The following is a 1,938-nucleotide window of genomic DNA, read 5'->3' as shown; positions in this document are numbered from 1 at the left end:
GCCGGCTGCATCGCTGACCACCACGCTCAGGGTCTCACCGTTGGTGAGCGGCGTATCCAGCGGCACGCTGAAGCTGCCGTCGCCGTTGACCGCAACGGTCACCACGTTGCCGTTCGGGTCGGTCACGGTCACCGAGCTGGCACCTGGCGCACTGCCAGTGACGGTGCTGCCGTCCGGGCTGACCAACAGACCGACGGGCAGCTCCGGCGGGGTGATATCCGGCGCGTTGACCGGTGCACTGGTGGACGCGTTGCCTGCGGGGTCTAACAAGCTGACCTGAAGCGTCTGGCCATCGAGTTGCGCCGGGGTCAGCGTCACACTGAAGCTGCCACCGGCAGGCACCACTACGCTGCCTAGCAGGTCGCCTGCGGCGTTGCGCACCTCGACCGTCGAGCCGACTTCGCCGGTGCCGTGCACGCTGCTGCCGTCGGCGCTGACCTGCAGGCCAGCCGGCGTGGCCGGGCCGGAGGTGTCCGGTGCGGTGAACGAGGTCGATGGCGAGTTGTTCCCGGCACCGTCGATCAGCACAACCGACAGGACCTGGCCATTGGTCTGTGGGGGGCTGAGGGTGATGCTGAAGCTACCATCGGCACCGACAATGCCGTCGCCGAGCAATTGCCCGGCGCTGTTACGCACTTCCACGGTCGTGCCGATTTCGCCCGCACCATTGAGCACGGTGCCGCCACTGACCAAGCCCAGGACCACTGCCGGGCTTGGTGCTTGCAGGTCACTGGCGACCACGGTGCCAGCGCCAGAGGCGTTGCCGCCGCCATCGGTCTGGGTGACGGACAAGGTCTGGCCGTTGAGCTGCGCAGGGATGAGGGACACGCTGAAACTGCCATCGGCCTGAACCACTGCAGTGCCCAGTACCACGCCACCGACGCCGGTCACTTTCACTTGCGCGCCAGGCTCGCCGCTACCGGTGACGACGGCGCCGTCGGCCGACAGCAGCAGGCCTATCGGCGCGTTCGGCGCCTGGGTATCCGGAGCCGGTAAACCGACGGCAGTAGAAACGTTACCGGCAAGGTCGGTTTGTTCGATGGTCAATGCCTGGCCATTGGTCTGTGGCGGCACCAGGGTGACCGCGAAGCTGCCATCGCCGGCCACCAGCGCACTGCCCAGCACGCTGCCGCCCGGCCCGCGTACCGTGACCGTGGCGCCGGGTTCCCCGGAACCGCTGACCGTCGTGCCCGTGCCGTCGATGGTCGGGTTGCCGACCACCTGCGGCGGGGTGAGGTCGGGTGCGGTGAAGGTCACTGGCCCGGCGCTGTTGCCGAGGCGGTCGGTGGCCTCCACGGTCAGGCTTTCACCGTTGCGCTGCGCCGCAGTGAGGGTGACGTCGAAGCGCCCGTCTGCGCCGACCAGCGCAGTCCCCAGTACGCTGCCATCGGCCGCGCGCACGGTCACCGTCGAGCCGACCTGGCCCAGGCCGGTGAGGTGCAGGCCGGTGATGTCGACATTCAGGCCGGAAGGCTGCAGCGGGCCATCTGTATCCGGGGCAGTAATGTTGACGGTCGAACTGTTGCCTGCGGCGTCGCGCAGTACCACATCCAGTGCCTGACCATCGGTTTGCGCGGGGGCCAGGGTAACGCTGAACTGGCCGTTGGCACCCACCACCGCGCTACCGAGCAGCGTGCCCTGGGCGTTGGTCACCTGGACCGTGCTGCCAGGTTCGCCGCGGCCGGTGAGCGTGGCGCCGTCGGCGCTCACCACCAGGTCGCTGGCCTGGTTGGGCGGGGTGATGTCCGGGGCGCTGATCTGCGCCGGCAACGAACTGTTGCCGTCGGCATCGATGGCCACCACGTCGAGCAGTTCGCCGTTGGCCTGGGCCGGATTGAGGTTGATGGTGAAGGTGCCATCGTTGCCGGCCTGCACGCTGCCGATCACGCTGCCGTTGGCATCACGGACCTCCACCAGGCTGCCGGCCGGCGCGCTGCC

General features: G+C 68.7%; 1 protein-coding gene. It reads right to left on the bottom strand.

The genetic code is table 11. The features are described 5' to 3' along the window. A partial coding sequence (locus BGP85_RS22170; RefSeq protein WP_258036118.1) for an Ig-like domain-containing protein occupies nt 1-1,938 on the bottom strand: 1,938 nt, incomplete at both ends.

The organism is Pseudomonas putida (assembly GCF_002906855.1).
In the GTDB taxonomy this organism is placed as follows: Bacteria; Pseudomonadota; Gammaproteobacteria; order Pseudomonadales; family Pseudomonadaceae; genus Aquipseudomonas; species Aquipseudomonas putida_N.
This window is presented reverse-complemented; position numbering and strand designations above follow the sequence as displayed.